Origin of the sequence: Tamlana sp. s12 (assembly GCF_016767215.1) — a bacterium.
Lineage (GTDB): Bacteria > Bacteroidota > Bacteroidia > Flavobacteriales > Flavobacteriaceae > Pseudotamlana > Pseudotamlana agarivorans.
Genome location: NZ_CP068547.1, coordinates 1,458,201 through 1,483,742 on the forward strand (window position 1 = coordinate 1,458,201; position 25,542 = coordinate 1,483,742).

Here is a 25,542-nt window from a genome sequence, read left to right on the forward strand (position 1 = left end):
TTTTTTGTAATTAGTCTTAAAATGTTTCACTTCTTTCATTAAGCTTTTTAGGTTGAGCATAGAAAAGGTTGTTCTTATGTAATTTTGCAGTGATAGATTAAAATTAAAAACGCTAAGCTTTGTCTTTTCAAAACATGAGCTGTAAACCTTTGTTATTTTGCATCATTTATTTCATTCATGATTTCAGCAAATAAAACATAAGATTTTATGCGGTCTTGATGATTATAAATATGGGAAACAGCAATAAGTTCTTCTATTTGTGTTTCTGCAATAAAGGCTTTTACTTTATTTTTAACAGTAGCTTTACTTCCAATAAAGGTATACTTAAGCATTTGTTGAACAGAGGGGTGATTACTCATACTGCGAAGCTCTTCGGTCATTTCAGAAGGTGGTTGCATGTAATCACGTTTTCCTGTAATTAAATTGATAATCATTTTATAGAGTGATGTAGAAATGCGTTCTGCTTCTTCATCGGTATCGGCGATAACAATGTTAACCCCAGCAAGGGTATAAGGTTGTTTTAAAGCTTCTGAAGACTTGAATTCTTTACGATAAACATCTAGGGCGCTGTGAAGTAGGGGCGTAGCAAAGTGGCTAGCAAAGGCATAAGGCAGGCCTTTTTTTGCTGCTAAATGTGCGCTGTCATGACTAGAACCTAAAATATAAAGCGGGATGTTAATGCCTTCGGCAACATTGGCACGTACATTTTTAGACGCGCTATAAGGTGAAAAATAATCTTGTAATTTTTGAACTTCTTCAGGAAATGATAAAGCGGCTTGATAAAAGTCCGACCGAATGGCACTAGCCGTTTCTCTGTCTGTACCAGGGGCACGCCCCAAGCCTAAGTCAATGCGGTCTGGGTACAAAATACCTAAGGTTCCAAATTGCTCAGCAATAATTAAAGGGGAGTGGTTGGGTAACATAATACCACCGGAACCAACGCGTATGTGTTGTGTGCCTTCAGCAATTTTACCGATTAAAATGGATGTCGCGCTACTGCCAATGGCATCAGAATTATGGTGCTCGGCGAACCAAAAGCGTTTGTACCCTGCTTTTTCGGCTGTTTGTGCTAAAGCTAATGAATGCTCGAAAGTTTCGGCTAAAGTGCTGCCTTTGGAGACAATAGCGAGTTCTAATATGGAGTAGGCGATGTTTTTATCTTGCATGCGTCTGGCTTGTTTAAATATGTAACGGTAAGTTTTAGGTAAAAATAGTAAAGAAGACTTTCCTATTTAGAAGCATAGGATGATTTAAGAAATATTTAAGGTATTGGTTTTAATGAATTTCTTGCCAGAAGTATTTTAAGACGTTATAGGGTTTTGCTATCTAATTACATGTTACCTCCAAGGGCTACAAAAAGATTTACACGTTGAATAATTTTTTGTGTTTGAAGATGAAGTAAGTCTGTTTCACTTTTATATAAATCCATTTGTTGATCTAAAAGATCCCTCATGTCGCTTTTACCAACCTTAAATCTAATTTCTTCCAACTCGAAAGCCCTTTTATTACTACTCGTGGCAGCAAAAATATAATTTTCACGTTGCTCTATATTTTTAACAGCATCTAAGGTGTTCTCCACATCGGCCATGGCGTTTAAAACGGTTCTCGCATAGTTTTCTACCGCTTGTTTTTGCTGAGCTGTTCTTATGGTAACATTAGCTTTTAATTGACCTCCAAAATAAACTGGTGCTATTAATTCCCCACCGAGACTTCTAATCGGATTAGAAAAATCATCCGAAAGCTGGATTAAAGGACTATCTATTATACCAAAACCTGCCGTTATATTGAGGCTAGGTAATCTGGCAGCCTTAGCTTCACCTACGCGATAGAAGGAACTGTTAAATTGGTATTGGGCTGCAAGGACATCTGGTCTGCGTTCTAAAATTTGTAATGGGATGCCGTTGGGTATTTTAGAATGAAGTTCAATTAATTTGTTTTTGACTTCTATTTCAGCTTTGGGATATCTGCCAAGTAAAAGTTCCAGTGCGCGTAATTGGTTACTATAGGCCAACTCTAATTGCTTATAAGCGTCTTTAATTTGGTTTAAGTTTGCTTTAGCGATAACGACATCTATTTCAGTTCCGGTACCAATATCGAATCTATGTTGGGCGATGGTTTTTAAATTTTCAGAAGACATCACCATTTGTTGTGCAAGTTGTAATTGTAAAAACGTTGAGGAAGCCAAAAAATAAGTACGGGTTACATGCGCAGCAATTGAAAGTCTAGCAAAGGAATATTGACTTTTAATAACTGCAAGGTTTGCTTGTTCGGCGTTTCGTGCGTTTCGTAATTTTCCCCAAATATCGATTTCCCACGAGGCCTCGAAAATAGCACCATTTAAGCCACCGCCTAGGTTGCCTCCTAGTTTCGTGGTTTCTCGTCCAAAAATAGAAAGTGCTGGTCGTAACGCAGCCTGAGCTACTTCAACATAACCAATAGCTTCTTCTATACGAGCGCTGCTAATGCGCAGGTCGGGATTGTAATGCAGGGCTTCTTTTACTAAGGTATCTAAGACAGGATCATTAAAAGAATCGAGCCAATTGTTGTTTACTGCTGTTGTGTCGGCACTGTTTTGCCACGTAGAAGGTAAAATGAAATTTGCATAAGCTAGTTCCTGTAAATCTTCACCCGTTGGAGGGGCTTTAACAGCGCAACTTTGTACCAAACAAAAATTTGATAATAGGAGGGTAATCAAACAAAGATTTCTTAAAATAACTTGCATTTTTAGTGAAGTTTAGGAACGATCCAATCTAATTTCGTGTTTATACGCATTATGACCTTTCTAACCAAGTGAATGATAACGCCTCTTTCTGTGTAAATGGCGCCAACACCTACTGCTCCAGGGGCTAGAAATAAATCCTTATCAGATTCTGATACTTTTAGTCTCACTGCAAACCGCCCTTCTTCTGAGTGATCAGCTTGTGTGTCCGGTAATCTACCACTTGCTGTTAACTGGCCTTGAGCGTTGGCCCAAACGATGTGATCAACCTCACATTTAATGATGTGATTCGGGTGTGTTTTTAAGGTAATTTCAGCATGGTCACCATCTTTTACATAGCGAATTTCATTTTGTTTAAACAAGGCAATAAGCCATTGTTCATCTTCTATAAAAGTTAAAACAGGTTTAATGGGAAACTGAACTGCCATGGCTCCTGGACGTAATTGTAAATTTATTACGCGACCATCGGCAGGGGCACGATATACGGTTTGTTCTAAATGCCATTCGGCTTCTTTTAGCTGAACTTTGGCTTGTTCTAAATCTGCTCTGGCTTGTGTGATCTCTGATAGTTCCCCTTCCGATGAAACTGCTGAAATTTTTTGTAGATATTGCGATTTTTCAGATTGAGCCATGGCCTTTTGGGCTTGTAAATTTTGCAGATTAGCTTGAGCTTGTTCGTAGTCAAATTTTGAACCCGCTCCTAAATCTGCTAATTCTTTAGTTTGCTGTTGCCTTTTAATAGCTAAATTTAATTGCGCATCAATTACTTGTATTTTGTTTTCAGCGGTTGTAATTTGATCTTCTAATTCTCGGTCGTAAGCTTTGGCACTTACTACTTTGGCTTCTAAAAGAGGAATTTTAGATTTTAGGTTTTTAACCTTAAGTAAGAAGGGTTCAGGATCTATTTTGAATAAAATGTCTCCTTTTTTTACATGCTGGTTGGGTTTAATAGGAACTTCAGTAACTTGTCCAGTAACAGCAGGTACAACTTCTACATTATAGTTCATAACACGAACGTCATGCGAAGAAGGTGCAAAAATATTAAGAAAAAGTATGAGTAGGGTTATAGCCGCTACAGGAATGATATAAGCTATGACTTGTGTAACTGTATTCCAAGGTAATAATTTAAATTTGAAAAAGATAAGCCAAACAATGCCACCGTATATAAGGAGTAATAGTATTTCCATTTAAGATTTTTTTTGTTGCTCGTTATTTGTTTCGGTTTCGGATATTTCGTTTTTGTCAGGTTGTGTCTCTGCTTGGGGGCTTTTCCCTTCTTTAAACTCTTTTAAAGTGGTCTCGTGATAGTCTCCTTTATCCGTGCCATAAGCCATTTTGTAAAATACAGGTTTGCTGTAAGCCCATAGCCATGCAAGCGGCCAAAGAAGTCCTCCAAAAAATAAGGACAGGATACAAAGAACCTTTATGGCTTCAGCTTGTGGATGATTTCTTTTTTCGGCTATTTTTTCTGGAAGTACGTGAACAAAAAGAAATAAGCCTATACAAACGAAAGGCACAATAATAATAACTATCCAACTAACAACTTCGGCTATGGTGTCTTCTACACCACCTTCTTGATTGTTGGCTGAAATTAAGAGAGGCAGTAAAAATAATAAAATACTAAGGTGTCTTTTTTTTGAGGGTTGAAAGAGCATGGTATTCAGTTTTAAACAAAAATAATAAATTTGGTTTTTGAGTTTATTTAGTTAATATATTAATTGAAACATTTTCAAGTGGTTATGTTTGCGGTAATTTACAATTTTGTTTAAAAAAAGCAGTTTAAAATTCTTTATTTTTTTAAACTGCTTTCTTAAAATATGCGTGTCAAACTAAATCATTTAACATAACTTCTTGAGTATTTATCGTTTCAATGCTCCAGACGTATCACCGCCCATTAAACTTTTTATGTTTTCTAATGAGACCATATTAACATCTCCGATTACCGTATGTTTTAAGGCACATGCAGCGGTAGCAAAGTCTAAGGCTTCAAGATCGGTATCATAATGAAGTAAGCCATAGATGAGTCCGGCGGCAAAGGCATCGCCTGTACCAACACGATCTATCACATGCGAAATGTTTAAGGTTTCTGTTTTTATGTATTCGGTGCCCGTCCATATTCTACCTTGTATTTCCTGCTCAGATGCGCTTATAGATTTTCGTTTTTTACCTACAACTTTTTTAATTCTTGGAAAAGCGTCCATAAGTTCTTGAGCCGAATTTTTTAGCTTTCCACCAACTTCTCCAAGTCCGAACATTTCATTGATACCACGCGGACTAGTAATTACAATATCACAATGTTGAACCAGTTCAGGCATAACTTCTTGCATGGTTTTACCATATTTCCACATGTTTTTTCGCGAGTTTATATCGCCAGAAACCATGATGCCCATTTTGTTAGCCGTTTTTATGGCCTCCAAGCAGCATTGGGCCGCACCTTCAGAAATGGCAGGGGTAATACCTGTCCAATGAAACCAATCGGCGTCTTTTAAAACATCCTCCCAATCGACCATGCTTGGTTGTATTTTGGAAAATGCCGAGCCTTCTCTTTCATACACAACCACACTAGGTCTGTGCACGGCACCTTTTTCTAAGAAATACATGCCAAGCTTATCATCACCATATATTATTTGATCACTGCTCAACCAGTTTTTTCGTAAAAACTGTGTAGCCGCTCGGCCTAAGGCGTTATCTGGAAATCGTGTCATGTGTGCCGCTTTCATACCTAGATAAGCACATGATATAGCTACATTTGCTTCACCACCACCGTATACCAATTCGAATGAGTTGGCTTGTGAAAATTTTAAATATCCAGGAGGCGATAAGCGCATCATGACTTCTCCAAAGGTTACCAGTTTTTTATTCATATTTAATGTTTTGTTTTAGCTATTTAATATTTTTAGTGACTAAAAATACAATTTAATATAAGAAAATTTAAAATCATTTCAGGCAATTGTTGGATTTCAGTTGTCAATTTGGTTGGCATTTTCATTTTAAAAATGATTATTTGAGTTAATAATAATGTAACCCCAAGTTAAAAGAGCACTTGTTTTATTTCTTAACAATAAAAATTAATATTAATTTCATTGAAATTTTTAAAAACAACCTCAATCTTTATGCTTAAGCCGTTTCTTATCATGCTTTGTTTGATCATGTTTGTGCCGTTTTCTTATGCACAAAAAAAGAAGTTAGATTCTTTAAATGCCAAACAGATCATAGATACCTTACTTATCGATAGAGAATTGAAAAATTGGTCTATTCGGTTGTTTACCAATTACAAAGGGCAAAGTTTTAATCTTAGAAATGGCGAAAATAAATTGTCATTTAAACCCAATAACAGGGCTGGAGTTGGTGTAGGATTAGGGACGAGTAAACTGATTGTAGATGTTGCTTTTAATTTAAAGGGGCTTGAAGAAAATCCTACAGAACGCTTTGATCTACAAGGTGCCGTTATTGTAGGTAATAATCATCTTGTTGGACTGTATATTCAGCATTATAAGGGGTTTAATGTGACTAGTAATTTTGGGGAACCGGAGTTTTTTAGCAGCGACATCACTTCCTTTTCAATGGGGGTTAATTATTTGCATACTTTTGATGAAATTTCCTTTTCCACTGCTACATTAAGGGCAGGCCTTATGAAAGCTGAAAAAAAACATTACATCTCATATGGTGTAGGTGGATTTATGATTTACGATAATTTCTCGGCAAACGATGCGCTTATTCCTGATCGTGATTTTTTTGACAGTGAAGCGTATATAAATGAGTTTAAAGGTGTGGGAGTAGGTGTTTCAGCAGGCGTGTTATCTGTTTTCGTGCTTCCAGCTAATTTTTTTGTAACTCTAAATGTCATTCCGGGAATAGGTTTGATGCATAAAAGAACCTTCACCGAAGAAGACAAACACACCGTTTCAAATCCGCTTATCTATAAATTGGACTATAATGCTGGAGTTGGCTATGTTTATAAGCGTTTTTATGTGACGTTTGTGTATGGAAGTGGGGTTTATACGAGTAGTTTAGACCATGGATTAGATTATGTGTTTAGCAATACCAAAGCTAAAATAGCTATTGGTTATAAACTAAATTCTAAGAAAAAGTTGAAGCTGCCTTTTGAAGGGAAGTGATTTCTAGTAACTCTCGTAGTCTGAATGAAAATAAAAATATATAGTGATTTATGATGCCTCAAAAAACTACAGAAAAATTTAAATTAAAACATTTTCCATCGCTTATAGTAGATACCTATAAAGCATGGACCGCCGATGATCCCTTTCGATTAAGTGCTGTCGTTGCTTATTATGCCGTACTATCGCTTCCTGGGCTTTTAGTGATTATTGTTAATACGGTTGGTTATTTTTGGGGCGCTGATATTGTGCAAGGAAAGCTTACCCAAGAAATATCGAATGCTTTAGGGCATGATGCTGCCGATGCCATTAAAACTATGATGGTTGAAACGCAGAACAAAGAAAAAAGTACTGCCGCAACACTTGCAGGTATTGGGTCGCTATTGTTTGGTGCTACGGGTGTTTTTTACCATTTACAACTTTCACTAAATCAAATTTGGAATATTGTTCCAGATAAAGATTCTGGTTTCACGAAGATGCTTCTTGATCGTACAAGAAGTTTTGCGTTTATTTTAGTGATTGGTTTTTTGTTACTGATTAGTTTTTTAATCACTACAGCGATTTCTTCCTTAAATAATTACGTACAAAGCTTTATGCCCGATTTTATTGTGTATATCGCTTTCGTATTGGACGCGGTTTTGTCTATTAGTGTAATAACCGTCTTGTTTGCGTTGTTATTTCAGTATTTGCCAGACGCAAAGATTAAATGGAAAACCGTTTGGATTGGCGGACTCATAACGGCTATACTTTTTGTTTTTGGTGAGTTTATTCTTGGTTTGTATTTAGGGACAGCTAATCCAGGATCGACTTATGGAGCAGCAGGAACTATTGTATTAATTTTACTTTGGGCTTCCTATTCGTGTCTGATTTTGTTTTTTGGCGCCGAGTTTACTTATGTCTATGCCAAACGCTACGGTTTGGGTATACAACCAAATGCGAATGCTAAAATAATTGAGAGTTCTTCATAATTAGAATTTTTGGTAATTTATAAATAGTCATTATGTAGTGTTGCAATAAAAAAATAAGGCCATCTAAATCATGTTTAGATGGCCTCTAGGATTAATTAATTTGCATGTTGTTGAGAGGTTTACCACTCGGCAATTTCTTTTTCAATAGCTTCTCTTTCCTTTCCTGTTTTCTCTTGTAGTTTACCTAACATCTCATCAAATTTACCTTCTGAATAGGTAATGTCGTCGTCGGTAATTTCACCATATTTTTGTTTGAAGTTACCTTTAATTTGTTTCCACTTACCTTCTAACTGATCTCTGTTCATAATTTCTAACTTTTAGTTTAATATTCGTTTAGGGCTAAATTACTTGTATAGAGATGCTTGGATTGACTCAAAAAAATAATATCTTAATCTAAAAAATTAATGGCCATGAATATTGAAGGCAGTTCATGTTTTGTGTGATTAGGTTAAGGCGGTTTCTATTTTAAATGAATATTTGTAGTTACGAGCTTAAAAAGAACTAAAAAACGAAGCGATATGGCAGCGATTATAAAAAATGAAGCACAATATGAAGCCTTACGAGAAAAGGGTTACAGTAAAGAAAAGTCGGCAAGAATAGCCAACACTCCCGATGCTGGAGTAAAAGGAGGTAAAGCCAAGGCTTATGAGGAACGTACCAAAGCAGATCTATATGAACAAGCTAAAAAAATAGGCATTGATGGACGTTCTAAAATGAATAAACAACAACTTATAAAGGCTTTAAGAAACCATTAATTAATAGTACTAACCACATTTATATGAATATGATACAACCAAGAATAATTCGTCAAATTTTTATTTTGCTTCTCATACTGCTTATTGGGGGCTTAATTTTTAAAGAAATGGCGCCTTATTTGTCAGGCGTTTTGGGCGCAATTATCATGCATGTTTTACTTAGGAAACTCATGTCCACACTCGTAAAAAAGAAGGGGTGGTCTCCTAATTGGGCGGCAGGATTACTCATGTTTATGTCTTTTATGGTTATTTTACTTCCGGTAGCTGGTATCGTGATGATGTTGGGGAATAAAATTGGTGCGGCTGTAGATAATTCAGAGAAAGTTATTGCTGTTGTTGAATCCCAATTAGATGCCATCGAAACACGATTTGGTTACGACATAACCTCACAGTTTGATCCTCAAGCGGTCTCAGGTTGGCTTTCTGAAAACCTACAGGGTTTAGTAGGCGGCACTTTCAATACGTTTATTACCATTTCCATCATGTATTTTTTGTTGTATTACATGTTAACCAATAGAAAACAATTAAGAGAATCCTTGTATGATTACATTCCTATTAGTGATTCTAGTCTGAAAATTATAGGAACAGAAACCCGTCAAATGGTTAAGGCCAATGCCTTAGGAATTCCATTAGTAGCCTTAGCACAAGGGGTAGTAGCCCTTATTGGTTTTTTGATTTTTGGTGTTGAAAATCCGTTTTTTTGGGGAGCTATTGTCACTTTTGGATCTATGGTTCCTTTTATTGGTAGTATGTTGGGAACACTACCTGTTTTTATTTTAATGTTATCTAGTGGAAGTCCATTTCAAGCTTGGGGTATTTTAATTTACGGTATTGTGGTGGTTGGGTCTACTGATAATTTAATTCGCTTATTCGTGCTAAGAAGGTTAGACGATGTGCATCCTTTAATTACCCTTCTAGGGGTTATAATTGGATTACCTTTATTTGGTTTTGTGGGATTAATTTTCGGACCATTATTAATTAGCTTGTTTTTAATTATTGTTCGAATTTATAAGAAGGAATATGGTAAAGGTGAGGAGCATACGTTGTAGAAACTTAAATCGCATGCTTCTTTTGGACTAAGATTTTAAGGCATCAAGCTAATGGGATTAAGAGATGATGATTAACTTTTATGAGCGTTAATTTTTAGAAAAGAAATCATGACAATAGGCATTATAGGAAAAGGAAAGATTGCAGGGAGTTTAGGAAAACATTGGGCGAAAGCAGGCCATGAGATATTGTTTGGTTCTAAACATCCGGATGAGTTACGAGGATTGGTGGAATATGCAGGGCATGATGCTGTAGGGTTGAGTTTGAATGCTATTTTTAAAGCCCAAACGGATGCCTATTTATTGGCCATGCCATTTCATACCATGCATCAAATAGCCGAATTGTATGCCGGTAATTATGAAAATAATGTGATTATTGATGCTACAAACCCTGACCCTGAAAGCGATGGCGAGTTGGCCACAGAGGTGTTAAACGCGAATTACAATGCTTCAGAGTATACCGCCATTAAGTTTGGAACGGCCAAAACGGTTAAGGCTTTTAATTCTATAAATCCTGAAGATTTGGAACAGAAAGCTTTCCGAAGTAATCATAAAATGGCTATTCCTTTTGCGACTCAGGAGTCAGAAGGAAAAAAATTAGCCATAAAACTTATAGAAGATATAGGTTTTGATGCGTTTTATATTGGCGATTTAAGCCATTCGAACATCATGGAGCCGCAGCAAGCCCTTTTTGGGAAGTGTTTAGAGTATACTGAATTAAAGCGCTTGGTGGCCGCCACCCGAAGTTTTTAGTGCGCTGGCCAAATTGTTGTATTTTTATAAATAGTTGAGTTTTTAACACATGTGTTCCAGCTTATGACGTGGGAAATTATTTTAATGTTTGTCGTGCTTCTTACAACCATACTCTTGTTTGTATTTGAAGTATTTCCTATTGATAAAATCGCTTTTTTTATCATCATATCTCTTATTTTACTGGGTTTAGTAACGCCAGAAGAGGGGATAAGTGGTTTTTCAAACAGTGCGACTATAGCTGTTTTGGCGCTTATGATTTTAGCCATTGCCATGGAGGAAAACGGCGTTATTCATTGGCTTACTTCGGGCATGGGAAAGGTGAAGTCACTACCCCTAGCCGTGATGGCACCCATTTTTATGTTTGTAAGCGCCTGTATTTCTGCATTTATTAGCACTACAGCAGTTGTTATAGTATTTATTAAAATTGTAAATCAGTTGTCGGAAAAATTTAATGTCCCTCAGTCTAAATTGCTATTGCCTATTTCTTTTGCAGGGATATTAGGAGGGTCGTGTACCTTAATGGGGACTTCTACCAATTTAATAGTGAATTCGGTATCTAGTAATTTGGGAGCCGAACGCTTGGGCTTTTTTGAGTTTACGTGGTTAGGGCTTACTTTTCTAGGTATTTCTATGGTATACTTAACCATTTGTTTAAAATGGTTACCTCGAGAAAAGCAGAAAAACCTGAATGAAAATTATCATATCGAAGAATATTTTACCCATGTTAAAATTAATGCCGAATCTGCACTCGTTGGAAAAAAAATTAAAGATGGATTTCTGTATAACAATCCAGATGTGTCTCTGTTAAAACTTATACGTAAAAACCGTGTGCACAATGCGCCAGGTAAATACATCACTCTTAAAGCAGGTGATGAATTGGTTTTGGTTTGTGATTTGGAAAATTTATCGCGTATTAATCAGTCGGAGAATCTAGATATTTGTGATAAAGACAAAGTAGATGTTTATTATCAGACTGCAGTAACATCTACAGACGAAGATCAAGATCAAGTTCACGCTGAAACTGAAGAATTTGAGTTAAATAACCGGGTTTTTGTAGAACTACTGATGCTTCCAGGCGCTATTTTGTTAGGGAAAACTCTTGGTGAACTGCGTTATTTTATGCTTCAGGACGCTACGCCAATAGCTATTAAAAAACGAAAAACACTTACACACTTTAAAGAACGCATGATTAGAAATAGCACCGATAAATTGTTGCTCAAGGCTGGCGATCGTTTGCTTGTAGAAGTTTCTAAAGAAAAAATGTTAGCCTTTGAAAGTATGGAAAATGTGGTGATGCTTCAGGAGTTTGATGAGGTAGAACAGCCCTCTAAATTTAAAAAATACTTTTCACTAGCGGTTTTAGTTGCCGTGGTAGGCATGGCGGCAAGTGGATTGTTCTCTATTATGGTCAGTGCTTTAACAGGGGTGGGTGTCTTGTTGTTAACCAAGAATTTAGATTTAGAAAAAGTTTACAAGAAGGTTAATTGGCAAATATTTTTCCTGTTGGCAGGCATGATTCCTTTAGGTGTAGCCATGCATAATACAGGAGCCGATATGTGGATTTCAGAACAACTATTAGGATTGTTAAGCGGTCAGTCGAAATATGTCATTATAGGCGTGTTGTTTTTTATAACAATGTTTATGAGTGGTGGTATTAGTAATAATGCCACAGCCATTATTATGACACCCATTGCTATGGCGGTGGCTCAAGGAATGGATCTCGATTATACACCGTTTATTCTAACGGTATTGTTTGCCTCAAATTTTAGCTTTTTTACACCTGTAGGCTATCAAACCAATACCTTAATTTATAGCGTAGGTAATTATAAGTTTAAACACTTTTTTATAATTGGTGGGATACTAAGTTTAATTCTTTGGTTAACAGCCACGTTTTTGTTAACCAATATGTTATAAAATTTAATAAGATGAAAGATAATTTTAAAATTGGCGATGCCTTTAACAAACTTTGGGATAAACTCGATGACTGGTTTAGCACCATTATCTTAAAACTGCCTAACTTTATTTTGGCAGTTGTTATTATGATTCTGTTTTACTTTATCGCTCGCGGCGTTAGGAAACTGCTACTTCGATTTTTGCTAAACCGTATCAGTCAGAAATCCATTCAAGATATCATTGCAAAAATGGTTTTTTTAAGCATTATTTTGATTGGTTTTTTTATCGCATTGGGAGTTTTAGAACTCAATAAAATACTTACTAGTATTTTAGCCGGTGCCGGTGTGGTAGGACTTGCTGTTGGTTTGGCGCTTCAAGGCACATTAAGTAATACGGTTGGTGGTTTGGTTCTGTCCTTTATGCCTAAAATTCGCATTAACGATTATATTGAAACCAGCGAAGCCAAAGGTTTTGTGAGTGAAATAAGCTTGCGAAACATTGTGTTGCGACGACCTGATAATAATTACACTATTGTGCCCAACTCTAAGTTTGTAGACAACAGTTTTACTAATTATTCATTAAGTAAACGAAGTAGAATATCGGTAACTTGTGGTGTGGGTTATGAAAGTGACTTGCAGGAAGTGGAAGATGTTGTTAAACGCGTGATTTCTGAAAATTTTGAACAAAAAAACGGGGAGGACGTAGAGTTTTTCTATACCGAATTTGGAGACAGCTCGATTAATTTTATGACCCGATTTTGGATTGATATGGTGAAAAATAAACAGGAATACGAAGGCAAGCATAAGGCGATAAAACTTATAAAATCTGAGTTTAACGCTAAAGGTATTAACATTCCGTTTCCTATTCGAACGTTGGATTTTGGTAAAAACAACCTTCAAATTAATCGAGATAATCCGGAAGAATAAGTTTTTATGTCTTGGTTAATTTTTGTGATATAACCGATAGCGTTAAACATTAAAGCGCTAGAGTTACGGTTTGAAGCGTTTTTGTTAGAACTTGTGTAAGTAAACAGATTATAAACAAAAAATATATACCGATGGAACTAGCAAAAAATGAAAAAGATTATATAAAAATATATGAGGAAAAGGGTTACGATGCGAACTTTAGAGTTGAAAATAATAAGCTCATAAATAATGAAACGAAGGAAGCTTATACTCCAGAGGATGTTAATATTGTAGCAGAGCACCGTTATGAAGGGATGAGTGATCCTTCGGATTCATCTATACTGTATGTGCTTGAAACTAATAAAAATGAAAAAGGCACTTTTTTAATGGGCTACGGCCCCAGTGCAGCATTAGAAGTTGCTGAATTCTTTAAGGACATCCCTAAGTCCAATATTTCAAACAAAGCGAATATTAATAATTAAGCTGTTTGATAGATTATTAACTCTAGATTAGTAGCAATCTGGTAAAGTACTCACCTTGGTTTTTTAAAATCTGGGTGGGTATTTTTTTTGTTTTAAAGTTAAAAAAGTTACAAAGTTACAAAGTTACAAAGTGGCAAAGAGACAAAGTTACAGAGTTACAGAGTTCAAAAAAGTTATAACAGGTGTATCTATCATTGTATTACCATGAAACTTCCGCGTTAGGGATAGTAGTGGAAATCCTTTTTTGAGGTATGAGAAAAAGATTGCAACGGATAGCCCGACCCTTGTGGTAACGCCCACCAACAGATGAATTGAGATATTGGCGATTTTCGTACATTTGTTATTTCGTAGATTTTAGGTTAAAAAAGAAGGGTTTAAATATTAATTAGCCTTGTTTTTTGACTTTGTATTGATTCGTATACTAAAAAGCCATTTTTAGGAATTTTTCGTATATCTTTCGTAAACGAAACGCTAACATATAAAGCACGAGATTTAAATGACATTTTTTGTAAAGTATGATTTTAATACCTTGTGTAAAACGTTCCTAGAAACCCATTTAAATGCTTTAGGAATTTCATACACATTGCATAGCATTAACGAGATCTCAATTGAAGAGGAATTGTCACATGAGAAACAAGCAGCCCTTATAGATGCTTTAAAAAAGTGTGGCGTTGGTATTGAAACCGATAAAAAATCGACTTTGGTGGATCGTATAAAAAACGTGGTTGATGGTATGTTGCGAGACTCGTCGCAAACCTCGGGAACACTTTCTACTTATTTGTCTGAAACCTTACATTATTCCTACGCGCATTTATCGGCTGTTTTTTCTGAAAGCACGTATACGTCTATTGAAAACTATGCGATTTTAAGACGTGTGGATTTGGTGAAAGAGTATTTGTGTAACACGGATTTAACCCTTACCGAAATTGCCTTTAAACTGGAATATAGTAGTGTGGCTCATTTATCGGGCCAGTTTAAAAAAACAACAGGCTTAACGCCTAGTGCTTTTAAACGTATTATGAATAAAAAACAAACGCAAAACACTTAAATATTTATAAGTAATCCATGAGTACATCCCTTTTAAATATAGCCTTGGCAGACGATGACGACGATGACAGAATGTTATTTAGTGAAGCTATTGAAGAAATCGCCATACAAACTAAATTGATGCTGTTTAACCATGGGCAAGAGCTAATGGATTATTTAACACAGCCGAAAATAGAATTGCCAAACTTGATATTTTTAGACTTGAACATGCCTATAAAAAACGGTATGCAATGTTTGAAGGAGATTCGTAATAATCCCGTTTTAAAGGATTTATGTGTGGCTATTTATTCGACATCTTCCTCGGAAGTTGATATAGAAGAAACTTTTTTAAATGGGGCAAATATTTATGTGAATAAGCCCAATAACTATAGTAAATTGCGAGAAGCTATAGAGAAAGTACTGCAACTTAATTGGCAGTACCATACGTCCAACCTAAATAAAGACACCTTTTTATTCCGTATTTAAATTCTATGGATTTTAAACACGTATATACTTCCACCAAAACTTATATCATTTTATTGATTGTAGCCCTCGCTCTGCTTTTATTTACGGCTAGTACGGCTTATAAGCAAATTATGCGCATGCAGGAATCGGCCGATATGGTGGCGCAAACTTTAAAGGTTTACAATGCTATTGGGAGTCTTACCGAGCATTATTCTCAAGCCGATTCGGATGAATTTCGTGAGACGCTTTTAGAGGACGCGTATTTAAGTCATACGCTTAAAAATTTTAAAGAAGAAGGTCGGTTAGTTTTAGATAGTTTAAAAATATTAACCCAAGACAATCATTTACAGCAAGCCAGGTTACAACCCATGGAGGCTTTGCTAAATAAAATGAACAATCAGCTTCATGTTTTAGATACCCTAAATATTGAAAATGAAGATGCATTTTTTAAAGCTAAAGAAGCCCAGAAGCTTGAAATAAATAAAACTATAGGAAACATTCGATTGTTAAAAAATCAGGTGCTGCAAAATGAAAAGTATCTGATGCAAGAACGGCAGGCCGATTATGATTCACATAAGTTTTTGGCACCACTAACATCCTTGATTTTAGCTTTTTTAGCCCTTTTTATTTGTGTTCTGACCTTTATAAGAATTTATAAAAATAAGCTTAGGATAAGGCAGTCTGAGGCTTTTTTAAAAAATATACTGGCTACTACAGACAATATTATCAATTATTTTGAACCTGTTTTTAATTCCGATGAAGAGGTTATAGACTTCAAGGTTGTTTATGCTAACGATTGTAATCGGGACTATTTAGGTTTAGACCCCGATGCTATTATAGGAGAAATGGTTTCTGAGGTTTTTCCGTTTTTCTACGTTGATGGCAAGTTTGACGAACTTTTACAGGTTTATAATGAGCAAACTAAAATTGACTTTGAAAGAAAGGTTTTTATTGATGAAAAAAACATGTGGTTTAGCTGCTTTGCAACACCTTTAACTGAAGGTGTTTTGTTAACAGCCCGAAACACAACTCTCGAAAAAGAGGCTGATGCGGCACAGGCAATCTTTAAAAAACGTTTGGAAAATCAGAATCTGGAATTGTTGGATAGTCGTGCGTTTCTAGGGAATATTTTTAAGAGTATTTCCCACATCGTGATGCATTTTAAAAGTATTCGAGATGCTGAAAATAATATTGTAGACTTCGAGATTTTATTTGTTAACGAACGTATCAATCCGGTTACAGGAGATTTACCTGAGGATGTTAAAAACAAAAAGGTTTCTGAAGTTTACCCCGCCATTTTTGAAATGGGCGTTTTTACGCATTTGAAAGAAGCTATTGAAACGAATAAACCCATGTTTTATGAAGTGCCTTATAACGGTAACGATTACGCACAATGGTTTAGTGCTACCGCTATTAAGTTGGGCGATGGGGTTACGGTAACGCTAAGGGATATTACCGAAGAAAAGAAAAAGTCGGATGAGTTAAAACAGGTTAACGAGACGCTTGTTATTCAGAATTCGATATTGTCGGATGCCGAAAGTTTAGCTAAAATTGGTAGTTTTATTTGGGATATGGATAGTGATTCCTCCGAACTCTCCGATAATTTTTACGCCATGCTTGGTTGTGAGGCTAATGAGTTTAAGTCGTCTCTAGTGCGGTATAAAGATTTTATTCATCCAGATGATGTAGAACTCTATGAAAAGCGAGGTGCTGAAATTGTTTCTGAATTAAAGGCTTCGGAACATACGTACCGTGTTATTACTAAGCAAGGCGAAGTGAAACATTTTAAAACCAACGGACAGTTTGTTATTAAAAACGACAAAAAGGTTATGATTGGTGTGGTTCAGGATGTTACCGAAAGTATAGAAGCCGAAGAGCGTCTAGTAAAAAGCAACCTGCGATTAAAACAAAGTAATGCCGAATTGGAATCGTTTAACCGTGTGGCAAGTCACGATTTACAAGAACCTTTACGTAAAATACAACTGTTTATTTCACGAATTGAGGATCGGGAAGGCGACCATTTTTCAGAAAAGGGGAGATTTTATTTTGAAAAGGTGGTTAGCGGTGTAAAGCGCATGGAATCCTTAATTAAAAACTTGTTAGCCTATTCTAGAATTGATAGCAGTAAGAGTAATTTTGAAAAAATCGATTTAAATGAGATTTTCGAAAAAGTTGAAGACGATTTAGCCACCCGAATACAAGATGCCAACGCCGAGATTGTTGTTGATAAACTTCCTCAGGTAAAAGCAGTGGTTTTTCAAATGGAACAACTGTTTACCAATCTAATATCAAATGCCTTAAAATATCGAAGTCTAACGGATGCGCCAAAACTTGAAATACGCTATAAAAAAGTGAAATCGTCCAAGTTACCAGGTCATGTGTTAAAAGTAAAAAAGCGTTATCATAAAATATCATTTATAGATAACGGTATTGGTTTCGATGCAGAACATGCCGAAAAAATCTTTGAAGTTTTTCAGCGCCTTCACCAAAAGACAGAATATTCAGGAAATGGCATCGGCTTGGCCATCTGCAAGAAAATTGTAGAAAACCATAACGGATTTATTCGCGCTAAAGGCGAACCAGGGGTAGGTGCGACCTTTATTATCTACTTACCGTTTTAAATGGTTTAACAGGTTAGCTTTTCCTTGAGAGCTATACTTCTTTATTAATCATCACATTTTACAAATGCATGCTTTTGTGGTTATAAGGACTATAGAAACGCTATATGCCTTAGTTTTAAGGGTAGTACTTCCAAATAATTCATATAAAAGGTATAAATGATCTTAAAGGAGGGCTTGCCGGATTAATACGGCTCTTTCAATACCTCTCAATACCTTTTTTAACTCTTTTTAACACAAAATGCTCTCGAATCCGAAAGTTGTATAACACAATCCAAAAGTTGCATAACAGATAAGCTTCTCTTCCTAGCGATCTTTGTCATGTAGGTTTTTGGTAAGTCTACATAATTAAAAATTTAAATACATAAGATTATGGAAGGGACTTTAAAAACAACAAAACAATTTGCCAGAGTTGGTAAATCGTGGCCGAGTACCGGGTTTATGAAAACACATTTTCTAAAAAAAATTCTAGAGAGAATAAACAGAAATCACAGTGCTCGAATTGAAAAATAAGACTAAAAATTTAAAAGTAATATCATGTTTAGAGCAACAGCATTTTTAATCATTTTGTGTTTATTCGTTTGGGCAGTAGGCTTCTTTGTCTACGGTCTGGGTGTAGAAATTCATTTGTTATTATTGGCTGCCGTTGTTATTGCTTCAATTAGAGTACTTAGAAATTAAAAAAAACAAACTTAAAATATCATATTATGAAAACCACACATTTAAATACCACGACAATAGATGCGATGTTTAATCAATTGAAACTTAGTTTTGGAGGTTCGGTTGTAAAAAACGCTAAAGAGTATATTTTAGAAACGAATAGTGATATTGCTTCAGGAAAAATTCAAGGAATCGCCTTGGCTGGAGGTATTTCGTTTGTTGAATTTGATATGACGTTTCCAGAAGATGTTACCATTTCAATAAGCACACCAAATAAAAATCCTATCTATTTTGCTTACTGTTCAGAGGGGCAATTAGAGCATAGTTTTGGTGCAGGGAAGCCTACTGTAAGTTTAGAAAGTTTTCAAACTGGTATTATTGCTAGTCCTTCAGGAGATGAAAATCTATTACATTTTAAGAAAGATAAGCGTTTAAAAGTAGCCTTGATTACGGTTCAAACAACTAAACAAGCACAAAATTCTAATAAAGAAGGCTTAAAAGGCAAGCTTTATAAAACGTTCTATAAAGATGAGGCTGTAGAGAATTTTGTTTATGTAGGTTCTCAAAATTTAAAAATTGCTGAAAAAATTCAACAAATTAATGCGATTAAGCAAGAAGGTATCGTAAAAACCTTGCTTATTCAAGGTTTGGTTCATGTTATTTTAGCACTTGAAATCCAACAACATACTGAAGATTTAAGAAATGAAGATAAGCAATTAGGTACATTAACGACTAGAGAAATGGAAGCCATAAGAGAAGCTTCAGCTTATATTGATAAGAATTTCGATAGTCAGATTTCAATTTCAATGCTGTGTTCAGATTTCGGAATTTCACCATCGAAACTTCAAGAAGGTTTTAAATTAATGCATGGTAAAACCGTTACCGATCATATTAGAACCGTTCGTGTGCAAAAAGCTGAAGACTATCTGAAAAATACCGATATGAATATTTCAGAAGTGGTTTACAGTATTGGTTTTTCAAGTAGAAGTTACTTCTCTAAAATCTTTAAAGAAAGTTATAACTGTAGCCCTAGCGAATATAAAATGGCACAACGCGACATGCCTATTTCTGCATAAGTCAAAACGATATATATTTTAAGTAAAAACCACGTCTTTTAATGGCGTGGTTTTTTTATTGTATTGTCTGGCGTGGCTTTAATAATTGTAAAGTCTGAAGGATAATGTTGGTTGATATGGCTTAGGGAAAAAAGAGGCTGCCATAAAAGTCGGTTCACGTCTATCTGAATTTATTTCAGATTCTCATAATTATTGGATTTTAATATTATGAGAATCTCTGTTGCACACAGAATGGCAATTATTTAAATCTTTAAGAGAAGAACCCTTTACTAAATTAGATAACTAAAAAAGGTTCTCCATAAACTGAAGAACCTTAATTTAGTAACTGAATTATTTGGTTTTTAAATTAGAATTCAGCTTCAATTTTAAGTCTTAATTTTTATATAAACCTCTCATCCTCGGTAGTTGATGAGGTTGTTGGGGTTTCTCCACTTTGCTTTTTTTCTAACCCAGCCGAATCGACACCAAAAAAGGTTAATATGTCCGATCGATGTTGTATTTGCTTAACTTCTTTACCAAGAACCGCAATAGGTTTTTGTAATAACTCGGGTTTGTTGTTTAGAATTTTAAGCCAATCTTCGGCATGAAAATTTTCGGAGTCTCCGAAATTATCATCTTCAATGGATAAAAGTTTTTTGAAAGGCATATTTAACTGCTCGCAAAGTTCTATCCATATGGTGTCACCTATTTTTTCGTTGCTAATATCAATGGCTTCAAACTTTTTGTCTATCCCTTGAATATAACCTAAAACCTGTTTTCCTAGGTGTGATTTAGAGCTGTATATATAAGTAAGTTGGTTTTTATCTCTTGCTAAAATCGACATATTTTTCATAATTTTTATTTTAAGTTTCAGATTTGTATTACTAAAAGTGGCTAGGTTTATAGTGCTTTTGTTTCTTTTTTTAAACCGACAGCACTAATGCATCAGAACCCATTTTATTTTCCTCCTCTTGCTGGGTAGTCATTTTCGGTAACAAAATCAATGGCTTTTAAAATATCGTTCCATTGCGGTCTGGCGAATGGCATGGTTTGTATAGAACTCGCATATAATGTGAAATCTGGGCGAATTATAAATAAACCTGGCTCAGAAAACTGCTCGGGTTCTTTATCTGAAATGGCTTCAGAAATAAATAAATCCCATGATCTTGCTTTTTTAATGGGTAGGTTATATGCAATACGTAACTTTGAAAGCCCCCATTCTTCGGCTGCTTTTTTAGCGCGTTTTTCACTATCGCAACTCACAGCTATCAGGTTTACACCGCGGTCGCTAAATTTTTCATAATCTTCTTCTAAAGCCTTAAGTTGTATTTTACAAACGGGACAGTGTAAACCTCTATAAAAAACTAAAATGGTGAAGTTTTCACTTTTTTCAGATTTTAAATCCCATGAGGATCCATTGGTTAGAGGTAAACTTAATTCAGGTACTTCTGTTTTTGGAATTATCATATCAATATTTTTTTGTGATTTATAATGGTGCTCAAGATGCGGCTGTCTGTAATGTTAGTTTAGATGCCATATTGAACTTGGTGAAACTTCTTCGTAGACAACATGCCATGGAAGGCTTCAACAAGCTCAACTTGACAACTAATTAATAGGTGTCCTAGACGGCCTTAAGATTAATGGTTACTTTTTATTTTGTTGTTCCTTAATGGTTTTCTTATCAATATCAAAAGTGTTGTTTTTTATATCGGTATTTCCATTAGGGTTGGTAGGATGTTTTTGCTCTATTTTTCTTTTAAATTTCTTTTTGTCTTTTATATCTCCCATGATTTTAGGTTTTTATGTTATTAATCAAATGACATCACTTTGATGTAAGTGTAAATTACAATTTTAGACTGCTTTCCTTTAGCGCTTATAAAAAGATCCTTAACTCAAACGCTGTGGTATTGTAAAGTGTTAAAAATGAGTTTGATGTCGTTAATTATTTGTGTTTTAGAGCAAAGGTGCTTTGCCTGAAAGGTTTAGATTTAAACAGGCTCTTTTTATGAAGTTTAAAAGAAAGAGTCAATTATTAGAGTATGAATTTAAACCTTAGAAATTATGGTGCGTAGCTATGAAAATTGTATTGAAGCTTGCCAAGCATGCTTAATTGAGTGTCAAAAATGCCTTTCGGAAATGATGGGTAAAGCAAGTGATAATGATTGTCCAACCTGCTGTATGCTTTGCATTGAAGCCTGTATGGTTTGTATAAAATTTATGATTGCAGATTCGGTATTTGTTAAAAAATATAGCCGCTTATGTGCGGAAGTATGCGAATGGTGTGCCGAGCAATGCGCACAACACGAGCATGAGCATTGTCAAAAATGTGCCGAGGCTTGTGTTAAATGTGCACAAGAATGTAGAGTTCATATGGTTTAATACCATTTCTGCTTTGAAATTACCGTAACAAAACGTCTTTTCCTGCCAGCCTGCAGGCTGATTTCCTTTCTATTTCAGAATAAAAAGAAACCGTAGCTAAGACTATGCTTTATTTTTCTTCTTCATATAAAGAAAAAAATCACAGTTTTCTTTTACACTAATTTCAAAGCAGAACTGGTATAATTGCTTAAATATGATTAGATTTATATCAGTTACATTATTATCTTTTTTAATTTAGAAATGATTCACCTATTGCGCGACTTCTCTCAAACTTATAAAACTTCAGGCTTCAAGTCTTTGTGTTTCAGTGGAATTCACCTCAAGCTGAAATCATTAATAATTTTTATCATTCTTACCTGTACAGTAAACCGTTCTATGTCTCAAAACCTTAAACACACCATACCAAATAGTATTGCCAAAGAAGTTAGTAAAGCTTTGTCTTTTTATCCAGAACTCAGTGATGTTGCCATCACTTTTAAGTTCAAAAAAAACATTAAAAAATCGACTATGCAGGCTCAGCCGGTGTTTGGAAGCTTTTTTAAAAGTAGAAAAAACCGCTCTTACTTGGTGCGGATTAGTGAAAGAATAAAAATTGCCGATCGCGAGTTTAAAACTGAAGACATTCCTGAAGACGTTATGGTAGGTTGGATAGGCCATGAATTGGGGCATATTATGGATTATCAGAATATGAGTAATTCTCAACTCATGTGGTTTGGTGTAAATTATTTATTGTCTGATAAGCACATTGTTGAAGCCGAGCGTGCGGCCGATACCTTTGCTGTTTCTCATGGTATGGCCGATTATATTGTGGCTACAAAAAACTTCATTTTAAACCATGCTGATATCGATAATACTTATAAACTAAGAATTAAGAAATATTACCTCTCTCCCGAAGAAATCATGGAAATGGTTGAAGAAAAAACCAAAGAAAAGGAAGAAACAGAACAAGAGGCCAGTTAGTGGCCTTTTGCAAAGTCTTCCCATGCTTCAAATTTTTCTTCGTTCATTACGCGCTCCATTTTTACTTGTCCGCCCTTTTTCTTGTTAGAACCACTCCACTCGTGAAAAATAGCTGGTTTTACAACAGTTACTTTAACGCCTTTTAGAGCTTTAGATCGAGCAACTTTATAATTCTTATTGGCTTCAGCAAGAAAGTCATCTAAGTATTTAGCGATTTGTTCGGTATCGGGATTATCCATTTCAGAACCCAAATACCAGCAGTGATAAAATTCATCATTAATACGTTTAGCCGCTAGGGTGTATTCTGGAATTTTTACATCCAACTTTTCTTCCAAATATTGCACCGCATCATCCATTTTGTTTACAGAAAGCTGAGATCCCACTGTATTCAGGAAGAATTTTGTGCGTCCCGTGATAACAATTTCGTGTTTTTCAAGATTGGTAAATGCTATGGTGTCGCCAATTAAATAGCGCCAAGCACCACTTACTGTAGATATAATTAATACATAATCTTGATCTAATTCCACATCGGCAATACTTAAACAAGGGGCACTTTCCTTAATAGAACCATCTTGGTTCACGTACTCCGGTTTGAATGGTACAAACTCGAAGTAAATACCGTTGTCAACTATAAGTTTCATCGCCTTAGTGTCTGGACGCACTTGATAAGCGATAAAACCTTCAGAGGCTAAATAGGTATCAATAACAGTAATGGGTTTTTCTAACAAGGCATTAAAACTTTTTTCGTAAGGTCCAAAAGCAACGCCGCCCGAGGTGTAGACCTGTAAGTTTGGCCAGACATCGTGAATGGTCTTAGCGTTATGGTATTTAATAACCTCCGATAACATGAGCTCTAGCCATGAAGGAATTCCGCTTAAAGCGCCAATATCCCAGTTTTTAGCATTTTTGGCAATATGGCTAACCCGTTCATCCCAGTCGTCTATTTTTGCAATTTTTTCTCCAGGTTTGTAGTAACCTCTAAACCAATCGGGTATTCTGCTTGCGCTAATACCACTAATTTCGCCTTCCAGGTGTTCCTTGTTCTGATTTAAATCTGTGGAGCTGCCCAGCATCATAATTTCTTTTTCAAAAAACTCGGCAGGCAAATCAAAATTGCTAAGCGCAAAAACCTGTTTGATTCCGGCTTGTTGTATGGCTTCAATCATATCGTCGGTTACAGGAATGCGTTTGCTTGTTTTTCCAGTAGTTCCAGAGCTTAACGCGAAATAATCTGGTTTTCCTGGCCAGGTAATATCACTTTCGCCTTCTACGAGTTTATGCCACCACTCTTCACTCATTTTATTATAATCGTGAAAGGGGATGTTTTTAGAAAAGGCCTGTTCAGGATTTTCACTGTCCAGAATATCTTGAAATTTATAGTGTTCCCCAAAGGCTGTGTTTTTAGCTTTTTCTAGTAAATCTTTAAGTACTTTTTGTTGCGCTTCAACAGCATTGGGTTCAAAAGTTATCGCATCCTTTAGATTAATAACGCCTTTAATAATATTACCTATAATAGCCATGTTGTTTTCTTTTAAGATTAGCTTATTATTTAATGTATACTGTTTTTTTGTTGGTAAATGCCAAAAGGCCTTCTTTTGAAAGTTCGCGTCCGTAACCAGAATTTTTAGTGCCACCAAAAGGCAATCGCGGGTCCGATTTAACCATTTCATTGATAAAAAAGGCACCATCTTCAATATGGATGATGTTTTTCTTAGCATCCTTTATATTTTCGGTAAAAATCATTGTGCCTAAGCCAAAACTGGTGTCACTAACCATCTCGTAAGCGGCTTCTTGGTTGTCAACTTTAATAACAGCAGCTACAGGGCCAAAAGTCTCTTCCTTAAAAACAGGCATATCTGCGGTGACTTCTGTAATTATGGTAGGTTGGTAATAGGCGCCATTTCGGTGGTTTCCAAAATGAACTTTAGCACCCTTTTCAATCGATCTATTTATTTGGTCTTCAAGTGTGTCGGCGAAATCAGCTTTGGCTAAAGTGCTTATTTGTGTAGTGTCTAACAGCGGATCGCCATGTTTTATGGTTTTAATTTTTGCTGTGAACTTTTCAATAAAATCATCGTAAATACCACTTTCAACAATAAATCGTTTTGCTGCGATGCAGCTTTGCCCTGCATTTTGCATACGGGCATTGACCATGGTGTCTAAGTGTTTGTCTAAATCGGCGTCATTTAAAACCACGCAGGCATTATTTCCGCCTAATTCTAAAACGAGTTTTTTGAGTTGTGAACCAGCGATTTCGGCAATTTTTCGACCAGCAGCTTCACTTCCAGTTAGTGAAACGGCTTTTATAATGTCATTTTTAATGAGGTTTTCAATCGTGTCATGATTGGCTAAAACCGTAGTAAAGCAGCCTTTAGGATAGCCTGCTTCTTCAAAAATATCTTGAATAACTAAGGCGCATCCGGTAACATTAGAAGCGTGTTTTAAAATGGCGGTGTTTCCCGCTGTTAGTGTTGGAAGAGCAAAACGAAAGGCTTGCCAAAAAGGGTAGTTCCATGGCATTACGCCTAAAATAACACCTAAGGGGTCGTAAGAAATAAAACTCTCTTGCGCTTCAGTTTCAATAAGCTCGTCGGCTAATAAATCTTCAGCGTTTTTAGCGTAGAATTCACATAATAAAATGCATTTTTCAATTTCAGAATGACTCTCCTTAATAGGTTTGCCCATTTCTGTAGTAATCAGTTTGGCGTATTGATCACGGTGTTCCCATAAATTGTCGGCCACT

Annotated in this window: 26 protein-coding genes; 15 read left to right on the forward strand and 11 right to left on the reverse strand. The window is 35.7% G+C overall.

The genetic code is table 11. From position 1 onward, the window contains the following. Nucleotides 1-152 precede the first annotated feature (152 nt). From JJL45_RS06220 to JJL45_RS06240, 5 genes are all read right to left on the reverse strand, one after another. Entirely contained in the window at nt 153-1,166 is a 1,014-nt protein-coding gene (locus JJL45_RS06220; protein ID WP_068602595.1) for an LLM class flavin-dependent oxidoreductase, read from the reverse strand. A 164-nt stretch (nt 1,167-1,330) separates the two neighbouring features. Continuing rightward, nucleotides 1,331-2,722, reverse strand: a complete 1,392-nt coding sequence (locus tag JJL45_RS06225; protein ID WP_068602594.1) for a TolC family protein — start codon at nt 2,720-2,722, stop codon at nt 1,331-1,333. A gap of 2 nt (nt 2,723-2,724) precedes the next feature. Beyond that, nucleotides 2,725-3,906 (reverse strand): HlyD family secretion protein, encoded by a 1,182-nt coding sequence (locus tag JJL45_RS06230; RefSeq protein WP_068602593.1) that lies wholly within the window; start codon nt 3,904-3,906, stop codon nt 2,725-2,727. Continuing rightward, a complete protein-coding gene (locus JJL45_RS06235; protein WP_068602592.1) occupies nt 3,907-4,374 on the reverse strand; it encodes a DUF3302 domain-containing protein in 468 nt (155 codons plus the stop codon). Between the two features lie 204 nt (nt 4,375-4,578). Beyond that, nucleotides 4,579-5,583 carry a sugar kinase gene (locus tag JJL45_RS06240; RefSeq protein WP_068602591.1) on the reverse strand — a complete coding sequence of 335 codons (1,005 nt, stop codon included), beginning with the start codon at nt 5,581-5,583 and terminating at the stop codon, nt 4,579-4,581. Between the two features lie 249 nt (nt 5,584-5,832). Here JJL45_RS06240 and JJL45_RS06245 point away from each other — a divergent pair, with 249 nt between their 5' ends. After that, entirely contained in the window at nt 5,833-6,837 is a 1,005-nt protein-coding gene (locus JJL45_RS06245; RefSeq protein WP_242521420.1) for a DUF4421 family protein, read from the forward strand. 50 nt (nt 6,838-6,887) lie between these two features. Beyond that, nucleotides 6,888-7,802, forward strand: coding sequence for a YihY/virulence factor BrkB family protein (locus JJL45_RS06250; protein WP_242521421.1), 915 nt, complete (start codon nt 6,888-6,890; stop codon nt 7,800-7,802). A gap of 119 nt (nt 7,803-7,921) precedes the next feature. Here the strand turns inward: JJL45_RS06250 and JJL45_RS06255 are convergent, their stop codons facing one another. Further along, nucleotides 7,922-8,107 (reverse strand): CsbD family protein, encoded by a 186-nt coding sequence (locus JJL45_RS06255; RefSeq protein ID WP_067150332.1) that lies wholly within the window; start codon nt 8,105-8,107, stop codon nt 7,922-7,924. 213 nt (nt 8,108-8,320) lie between these two features. Here JJL45_RS06255 and JJL45_RS06260 point away from each other — a divergent pair, with 213 nt between their 5' ends. From JJL45_RS06260 to JJL45_RS06310, 11 genes are all read left to right on the forward strand, one after another. After that, nucleotides 8,321-8,557, forward strand: a complete 237-nt coding sequence (locus JJL45_RS06260; RefSeq protein WP_068602588.1) for a Rho termination factor N-terminal domain-containing protein — start codon at nt 8,321-8,323, stop codon at nt 8,555-8,557. Between the two features lie 23 nt (nt 8,558-8,580). Further along, complete coding sequence (locus tag JJL45_RS06265) at nt 8,581-9,606, forward strand: AI-2E family transporter (RefSeq protein WP_068602587.1); 1,026 nt, start codon at nt 8,581-8,583, stop codon at nt 9,604-9,606. Nucleotides 9,607-9,714: 108 nt separating this feature from the next. Continuing rightward, nucleotides 9,715-10,356, forward strand: a complete 642-nt coding sequence (locus tag JJL45_RS06270; protein ID WP_068602586.1) for an NADPH-dependent F420 reductase — start codon at nt 9,715-9,717, stop codon at nt 10,354-10,356. Between the two features lie 63 nt (nt 10,357-10,419). Continuing rightward, nucleotides 10,420-12,270 (forward strand): SLC13 family permease, encoded by a 1,851-nt coding sequence (locus tag JJL45_RS06275; protein WP_068602585.1) that lies wholly within the window; start codon nt 10,420-10,422, stop codon nt 12,268-12,270. 11 nt (nt 12,271-12,281) lie between these two features. After that, nucleotides 12,282-13,175 carry a mechanosensitive ion channel family protein gene (locus JJL45_RS06280; RefSeq protein ID WP_068602584.1) on the forward strand — a complete coding sequence of 298 codons (894 nt, stop codon included), beginning with the start codon at nt 12,282-12,284 and terminating at the stop codon, nt 13,173-13,175. Between the two features lie 131 nt (nt 13,176-13,306). Continuing rightward, on the forward strand, nt 13,307-13,636 hold the full coding sequence (locus JJL45_RS06285) for a hypothetical protein (protein WP_067150315.1): 330 nt from the start codon (nt 13,307-13,309) through the stop codon (nt 13,634-13,636). 496 nt (nt 13,637-14,132) lie between these two features. Next, complete coding sequence (locus tag JJL45_RS06290; RefSeq protein WP_068602583.1) at nt 14,133-14,684, forward strand: helix-turn-helix domain-containing protein; 552 nt, start codon at nt 14,133-14,135, stop codon at nt 14,682-14,684. Nucleotides 14,685-14,701: 17 nt separating this feature from the next. Then, nucleotides 14,702-15,148: a response regulator gene (locus tag JJL45_RS06295; protein ID WP_067150309.1), complete on the forward strand. Its 447-nt coding sequence runs from the start codon at nt 14,702-14,704 to the stop codon at nt 15,146-15,148. A 5-nt stretch (nt 15,149-15,153) separates the two neighbouring features. Beyond that, nucleotides 15,154-17,748 (forward strand): ATP-binding protein, encoded by a 2,595-nt coding sequence (locus tag JJL45_RS06300; RefSeq protein ID WP_068602582.1) that lies wholly within the window; start codon nt 15,154-15,156, stop codon nt 17,746-17,748. 534 nt (nt 17,749-18,282) lie between these two features. Then, on the forward strand, nt 18,283-18,426 hold the full coding sequence (locus tag JJL45_RS06305; protein ID WP_157614219.1) for a lmo0937 family membrane protein: 144 nt from the start codon (nt 18,283-18,285) through the stop codon (nt 18,424-18,426). Between the two features lie 26 nt (nt 18,427-18,452). Continuing rightward, a complete protein-coding gene (locus tag JJL45_RS06310; RefSeq protein WP_068602581.1) occupies nt 18,453-19,481 on the forward strand; it encodes a helix-turn-helix domain-containing protein in 1,029 nt (342 codons plus the stop codon). A 379-nt stretch (nt 19,482-19,860) separates the two neighbouring features. Here JJL45_RS06310 and JJL45_RS06315 read toward each other — a convergent pair whose 3' ends face one another. The 3 genes from JJL45_RS06315 to JJL45_RS06325 all read right to left on the reverse strand — a co-directional run bounded on the left by JJL45_RS06315 (nt 19,861) and on the right by JJL45_RS06325 (nt 21,248). Beyond that, entirely contained in the window at nt 19,861-20,313 is a 453-nt protein-coding gene (locus JJL45_RS06315; protein ID WP_068602580.1) for an arsenate reductase family protein, read from the reverse strand. A gap of 104 nt (nt 20,314-20,417) precedes the next feature. After that, complete coding sequence (locus JJL45_RS06320) at nt 20,418-20,927, reverse strand: peroxiredoxin-like family protein (RefSeq protein ID WP_067150298.1); 510 nt, start codon at nt 20,925-20,927, stop codon at nt 20,418-20,420. Nucleotides 20,928-21,104: 177 nt separating this feature from the next. Next, nucleotides 21,105-21,248, reverse strand: coding sequence for a hypothetical protein (locus JJL45_RS06325; protein WP_202664353.1), 144 nt, complete (start codon nt 21,246-21,248; stop codon nt 21,105-21,107). A 429-nt stretch (nt 21,249-21,677) separates the two neighbouring features. Between JJL45_RS06325 and JJL45_RS16120 the strand changes: the two genes are divergently transcribed. Continuing rightward, the gene (locus tag JJL45_RS16120; protein ID WP_242521425.1) at nt 21,678-21,839 is read left to right on the forward strand and encodes a four-helix bundle copper-binding protein; all 162 of its coding nucleotides are present in this window, start codon (nt 21,678-21,680) and stop codon (nt 21,837-21,839) included. Between the two features lie 375 nt (nt 21,840-22,214). Beyond that, nucleotides 22,215-22,799: a hypothetical protein gene (locus tag JJL45_RS06335; RefSeq protein WP_067150293.1), complete on the forward strand. Its 585-nt coding sequence runs from the start codon at nt 22,215-22,217 to the stop codon at nt 22,797-22,799. On the opposite strand, the gene JJL45_RS06340 is transcribed toward JJL45_RS06335, so the two are convergent. Both JJL45_RS06340 and JJL45_RS06345 read right to left on the reverse strand, forming a co-directional pair. Next, nucleotides 22,796-24,319 carry a GH3 auxin-responsive promoter family protein gene (locus JJL45_RS06340; RefSeq protein WP_068602578.1) on the reverse strand — a complete coding sequence of 508 codons (1,524 nt, stop codon included), beginning with the start codon at nt 24,317-24,319 and terminating at the stop codon, nt 22,796-22,798. The two genes, JJL45_RS06335 and JJL45_RS06340, sit on opposite strands and share 4 nt — an antisense overlap. A gap of 25 nt (nt 24,320-24,344) precedes the next feature. After that, on the reverse strand, nt 24,345-25,541 hold the full coding sequence (locus tag JJL45_RS06345; RefSeq protein ID WP_317191992.1) for an NAD-dependent succinate-semialdehyde dehydrogenase: 1,197 nt from the start codon (nt 25,539-25,541) through the stop codon (nt 24,345-24,347). Nucleotide 25,542: the final 1 nt, after the last annotated feature.